Below are 5,557 nucleotides of genomic sequence, written 5' to 3' on the forward strand. Positions count from 1 at the left end.
AAATGCACACTTATAAATAGCTATAAAACAGCACATTTATTTTCATTTGTTTGGTTGTTGTTTTCATTTTAGATATGTATTCTATAAATCTGGTAAATTGAAACTGAAAGAGACTAATTGCGTGAAGCTTATGCTATGCCTACGCATAGCGTGCATTCACGTATTTCTTTCAGGGGCTTTACCAGAGCCTGCGCTTGAAGTAGTGTGAATTGCACGCTACTTTTTTGCCCTTGCCTAACGAAAGGAAACGATAATGGGTAAAGTACAGATTCTTGCCGTCCTCACGATGGACGGATGTCAAAGCTCCGAGTTGTATTGCAAAGCGTATAAGGAACTGCGCCTTGAAGATTGCGGTATCAACGAGATAAGGGAAAACGCCCTTTATCATATAACACCGGATTATTCCATTTCCATGCTTGACGAATGGCGGAAATCCACAACAAACATTTGCTATCTGGCGGAAGCCACTCCCGAAAAGACAGACTACATCAACGGGCTGCTGCGTATGCGCGTGGTGGATGAAATCATACTCTACACCATTCCTTTCATTGCCGGAACGGGAAAGCGTTTCTTCCAGTCCGCGTTGCCACAGGAACAGTGGAGGCTTATCTCACAGAAAGCATACCGCAACGGAGTGGTCCGCCATATCTACAAAGCGTGTGTCTGATGTCCATAAAGTGGACGAAAGTTCAGAAAATGAACACTTTGAGTTGAGCAAAAATCCTGTCGGATAAATAAAATAAAAAAATATCACTCTGAAATCCAGCGCATTGTGAAAACAGCACCGGATTTTTTGCTTTCTGGTCGCGGTTTTTGCCATTCATATCATGTGCGCATACCGAAAAACAGAGTGTAAAATTTCAAAATTGACAGGACATGAATTATTTCTTATTGGCGGAAACCGAGTTCTTCCGCCGTATAAACGAAGCCGGTGACTGCAATATGGAAACGGCATACACGACTTTCGCCACCCAAGTGATCGAGCTATGCAGCGGCAATGTGGACAACAACCGCACCATCATCGCGCTGGCTTACATCGAAATCGAGTTACAGCATCACCCCGTGCGCCATCTCCCCGAAGAAAAGAGAGAAGTCGCCGCCTACGTCAGCAAGGCTCTCTCTTTCGTAAGGAAGATGCAGAAGTTCCTTGCCGCTCCCCAAGTGCCGCCACTGCTCCCCATCCACACATCCGCCGAAAATACAACCGAAAACACAACCGGACTACTGCAATGGACGGGCAACACACTTGATTTGGTGGAGCTTATCTACGGTCTTGATGAAATGGGTTGCATCAATAACGGGGAAACCTCGCTGAAAGAGCTGTCCGCCGCTCTATATGAGTTTTTCGGTATCAAAACCAAAGAGTGCTATCGGTATTATTCCGCCATCAAGCTACGCAAGAATACCAGCCGAACCTATTTCCTCGACAAGATGCTGGCAAAATTGAATGAAAAGATCCGTCATGATGAAGAAATGGAACGCATGAGAAGATAGTTCGCATACAAGTCGGAGGACGGCATTGCGTTGTCCTCTGATTTATATATGCCGAATCTGTACTTTCCACGCGCTATTGTCCCGAAAGTCAGCCAAAAACATTATCTTTGCATAATCGTTACAAATTGAATATGAGCATAGACAACCTCGATACAGTAAAACAACTGATAGCCGGAAAAGAATGTGGACGGGTAGAGTTCAAGGAAACCACCGGACAATTGGAGCGTGGGATGGAAACGCTTTGCGCCTTCCTTAACGGAGAAGGCGGCACGGTGCTTTTCGGCGTCACCGACAAGGGAAAAATCATCGGACAGGAAGTAAGCGACAAGACCAGAAGGGATATAGCGGAAGCGATCAATCGGTTGGAACCGGTGGCAATGGTACAAATATCCTATGCACCGTTGCCTGACAGTGAGAAGAAAGTAATTGCTTTCCACGTTGAAAACTCAAAGCTCAACCGTCCGTTCTCCTATAAAGGAAGACCATATATGCGGGTAGAAAGCGCGACCACGACGATGCCGCAGACAGCATATAATGACTTGCTGTTGCAACGTGACGGCAACCGATACCGCTGGGAACTTTTAGAGAACAGAAACCTGACCTTGCAGGACTTGGACGCCAATGAGGTATTGAAGACTGTAAGGTTAGGTATAGAATGCGGCCGTCTGCCGGAGGATACGGGCACTGACGTTCCTGTCATATTGGAAAAGTTCGGGTTACAGAAAAACGGGGTGTTGAACAATGCGGCAGCCGTGCTGTTTGGAAAGCACGAGGACATGGAATATCCCCAATGCCTGCTTCGGCTGGCGCGTTTCAAAGGTACTGACAAGACTGTATTCATGGACAGCCAACGCATTCAAGGCAATTTTTTTCAATTGCTCAACGCAGCGATGGCTTTTATATTCAAGCACCTTTCCTTATCCGGCACGACAGACACATTGGAACGGGAGGAGCATTTGACCATCCCATACAAGGCAATAAGAGAAGGTGTAGTGAACTCGCTCACCCACAGGTCGTACAAAGAGGCCGGCGGTTCAGTGGGCATAGCCATTTATGATGACCGCGTGGAGATTGAGAACCCCGGAACTTTTCCGCCCAACTGGGATGCGGAAAAGATGAAGTCCGAGCATGAATCCAAACCACAAAATCCATTATTGGCAAATGCCTTATATAAACGGAAGGTCTTGGAAAGCTGGGGACGCGGTATAGGACTGATGATGTCGGAATGCCGCAAAGCCGGATTGCCCGAACCGGAATACAGGATATGGAGTGACAGTGTAACGCTGATATTCAAATGCGAGGTGACAAACCGACCAAGTACCGACCAAGTACCGACCAAGCACCGACCAAGCACCGACCAAGTATTCGCGTTGGTGAAAATATTGGATGAACGAGAGTTGTCCGTAAAAGAAATAATGGAGGCATTGGAACTGAACCATCGCCCTACGTTCAGGACAAACTACCTGCATCCTGCATTGGATGAAGGCTATGTCATTCCATTATATCCGGAACAACCGAGCCATCCGAAACAGAAATATCGCCTTACGGAGAAAGGCTTGGATTTGTTGAAACAGCAATAGGCATGGCAAAAAAGAAGAAACATAAGAATACGGATTTGCCTGTAGTCATGGATTACGGCATCGGCTGCATATCCGTTTATGACCCGGTTGATATGATGCCATATAGAGACCTTCCCATTACTGAGCAAACCAGATTCAAGAAACTCGGCAAGGAAATGAAAGCGGAGTTCAAATGGTTGGCAGCCTCTCTAACAATGGAGTATTGGAATGAAAACCGGCAGATACCTTTCGGTGAGGAAATGTCGAAACTCAGAACCAGACTTTTGAGAATGTTCGCCGAAGAATACAGCATACTGCTGAAAGATGACACAGAGCTGAAAAACTACCTGCTGACACTTGTCATTTCCACCATAAACAAACAACTCAAATCGGAAAAAGAAAAGCAGACATAATGAAATAAAAATCCGTAACCGGTCATCGGCTACGGATTTTCCATATATAAACGGATATATTATTTCTGCTGCAACAGATGCTTCAGGTTCTCGTCACCCGCGATACGCTCCAGTTCGTCGGCGACAATCTGCTTCACCTCCTCCTTGATGCGCCTGTAATTCGCCTGCACCGTTTCCTTCATGCAGTCGTTGCCGTCCCCGTCGGTGAAGTCGGTAATGACGGGGATCTTCTTGTAGGCTTTCTCCTCGCGCTTCACCTTCTCGGCGTCCACGACAATCTCACAGTGAAAAATTTTCTGTTCGATACGCTCGTTGAAGTTATCGGACACAGAACCGACAAACATTCCCTGCGTCAAGCCGGAAATCTTGCTGGGTGGGATAAGCGCGTCCATCTGCGTGTTGATGGAGGTGGAAACGTCCTGCCGGTTAATGGAAATGGACTGCCGTTTCTGCAACACCTTTCCGAAGCGTTCGGATAGCGTCTTGGCGGTTTCGCCTACCACCTGACCGGAGAAGATATTTCCGACGGTGTTCATCACGACTTTGGCTTCCTTATCGCCATAGTCGCGCACCAGCTGGCTGAAATCCTGAAAGCCCAGACACACGGCAACCTTGTTGCTTCGTGCGGTGGCGATAAGGTTGTCCAGCCCCTTGAAATATATGGTAGGTAGTTCATCTATAATGACCGACGACTTCAGCATCCCCTTCTTGTTAATGAGCTTCACGATACGGGAGTTATACAGACCGAGAGCCGCACCGTAGATATTCTGACGGTCGGGGTTGTTGCCAACGCAGAGGATTTTCGGCTCTTCGGGATTGTTGATGTCCAGCGTGAACTCGCTGTCCGACATCACCCAGTAGAGCTGCGGGGAAATCATGCGCGAGAGCGGAATTTTCGCCGATGCTATCTGCCCCATCAACTGCTCCTCAGCCCCTCCGAGCCATGCGTCCATGAATGGCGAGAGGTAGTTTTCCAGTTCGGGATAAGAGGTCAGAATAGGGAAAATATCCTCGTAACGGCGGTTAAGGAACTCGATTGCATGGGGGAACGTGCAATACTTGCCGCCTTTATAGATTTTGAGATACCATATAATACTGGCGAACAAGATAATAGGTGATTCCACAAAGAAGTCGCCCTGCTTTTGCACCCAACTTTTATTCAAGTTGAGCATTATGGTGTACGCGCTCTCGTAAGCGTCCGTGATATCCTCCATGAAATCCGGGTGGATGGGATTGCAACGGTGCGAGCGTCGCGGGTCGTCGAAGTTTATCACATAGAACTTCGGTTTCACCTTGTAGCCCTCCGGGTGGTTAAGCAAGTGATTGTAGGCTATCGTGGACAAGTCGCTGAATTTGAAGTCGTACACATACATCGAGAAGCCCTTTTCAATCTGCTGCTTGATGAAATTATTTACCACCGCGTATGACTTCCCGCTGCCCGGCGTACCCAATACGATGGAAGCCCTGAAGGGATTCACGACATTGATCCAGCCGTCGTTCCAACGCTTTTTGTAGTAGAACCGTGTCGGAAGATTGACCGAATACTCGCTTTCGATAAGCCGTGTTTCCTGCATGAAACTCTCGTTCTCGTTGTTGAACACGTCATCCATCAGGTTGTGCTTTAGCAGGCGGCTCGTCCAAAGACCGCCCATCAGCAGGCAGACATAGCCCGCTCCGACGGTCAGGACATACAGCCCCGTCACCGCTTCCACCGGCAGCGGCAATGCCAATATCCACCAGTTCAGGAAGAACAGCACGAAGCCTGCGGCAAGAGCCGTCCAGATCCGTCCCCAAGTGATTTTCTCCCCCTTCACGCCCTTCGTCCCCAGACATGACAGGGCAAGCAGGAGGACGGCAAACAGTTTCGTGTACAGGATGGAACGGAACAGCCCCGCCGTGCGGTCGAAGTTCATCAGGATTCTGTCCACCACGCCGATATCCACTCCCCAGAGCCGGATGGCTTCATAGCAGAACCAGTACACGTTCATGACCACTCTTACCTTTGCAGTGTCAATAGCGATTGGCACTTTTTTCTAGTAAGAGAGATGTCCATCGGGTGGATAATTGTTTGTAGTTTTGCTAAAATGATTG

The 5,557-nt window shown here is 48.1% G+C and carries 4 protein-coding genes and 1 pseudogene; 4 read left to right on the plus strand and 1 reads right to left on the minus strand.

Features of this window, described 5'->3' with window-relative positions:
- Positions 1-253: 253 nt before the first annotated feature.
- The 4 genes from HPS53_RS12380 (at position 254) to HPS53_RS12395 (ending at position 3,466) form a co-directional block, all read left to right on the plus strand.
- A complete protein-coding gene (locus HPS53_RS12380; protein ID WP_172206510.1) occupies positions 254-667 on the plus strand; it encodes a dihydrofolate reductase family protein in 414 nt (137 codons plus the stop codon).
- Positions 668-876: 209 nt separating this feature from the next.
- Positions 877-1,494: an RteC domain-containing protein gene (locus HPS53_RS12385; protein ID WP_172206511.1), complete on the plus strand. Its 618-nt coding sequence runs from the start codon at positions 877-879 to the stop codon at positions 1,492-1,494.
- Between the two features lie 131 nt (positions 1,495-1,625).
- Entirely contained in the window at positions 1,626-3,074 is a 1,449-nt protein-coding gene (locus HPS53_RS12390; protein ID WP_172206512.1) for a Fic family protein, read from the plus strand.
- Between the two features lie 2 nt (positions 3,075-3,076).
- Entirely contained in the window at positions 3,077-3,466 is a 390-nt protein-coding gene (locus HPS53_RS12395) for a hypothetical protein (protein WP_065538011.1), read from the plus strand.
- 59 nt (positions 3,467-3,525) lie between these two features.
- On the opposite strand, the pseudogene mobC reads toward HPS53_RS12395, so the two are convergent.
- Positions 3,526-5,466, minus strand: a pseudogene (gene mobC, locus HPS53_RS12400) (conjugal transfer protein MobC); the annotation flags it as partial.
- Positions 5,467-5,557 lie beyond the last annotated feature (91 nt).

The sequence above is a fragment of the Prevotella sp. PTAC genome (assembly GCF_013166535.1).
Classification (GTDB): domain Bacteria; phylum Bacteroidota; class Bacteroidia; order Bacteroidales; family Bacteroidaceae; genus Prevotella.

Coding starts and splice junctions, on each gene's coding strand:
- HPS53_RS12390 (WP_172206512.1), top strand. CDS start 1,626: ATGAGCATAGACAACCTCGATACAGTAAAACAACTGATAGCCGGAAAA.
- HPS53_RS12395 (WP_065538011.1), top strand. CDS start 3,077: ATGGCAAAAAAGAAGAAACATAAGAATACGGATTTGCCTGTAGTCATG.
- HPS53_RS12380 (WP_172206510.1), top strand. CDS start 254: ATGGGTAAAGTACAGATTCTTGCCGTCCTCACGATGGACGGATGTCAA.
- HPS53_RS12385 (WP_172206511.1), top strand. CDS start 877: ATGAATTATTTCTTATTGGCGGAAACCGAGTTCTTCCGCCGTATAAAC.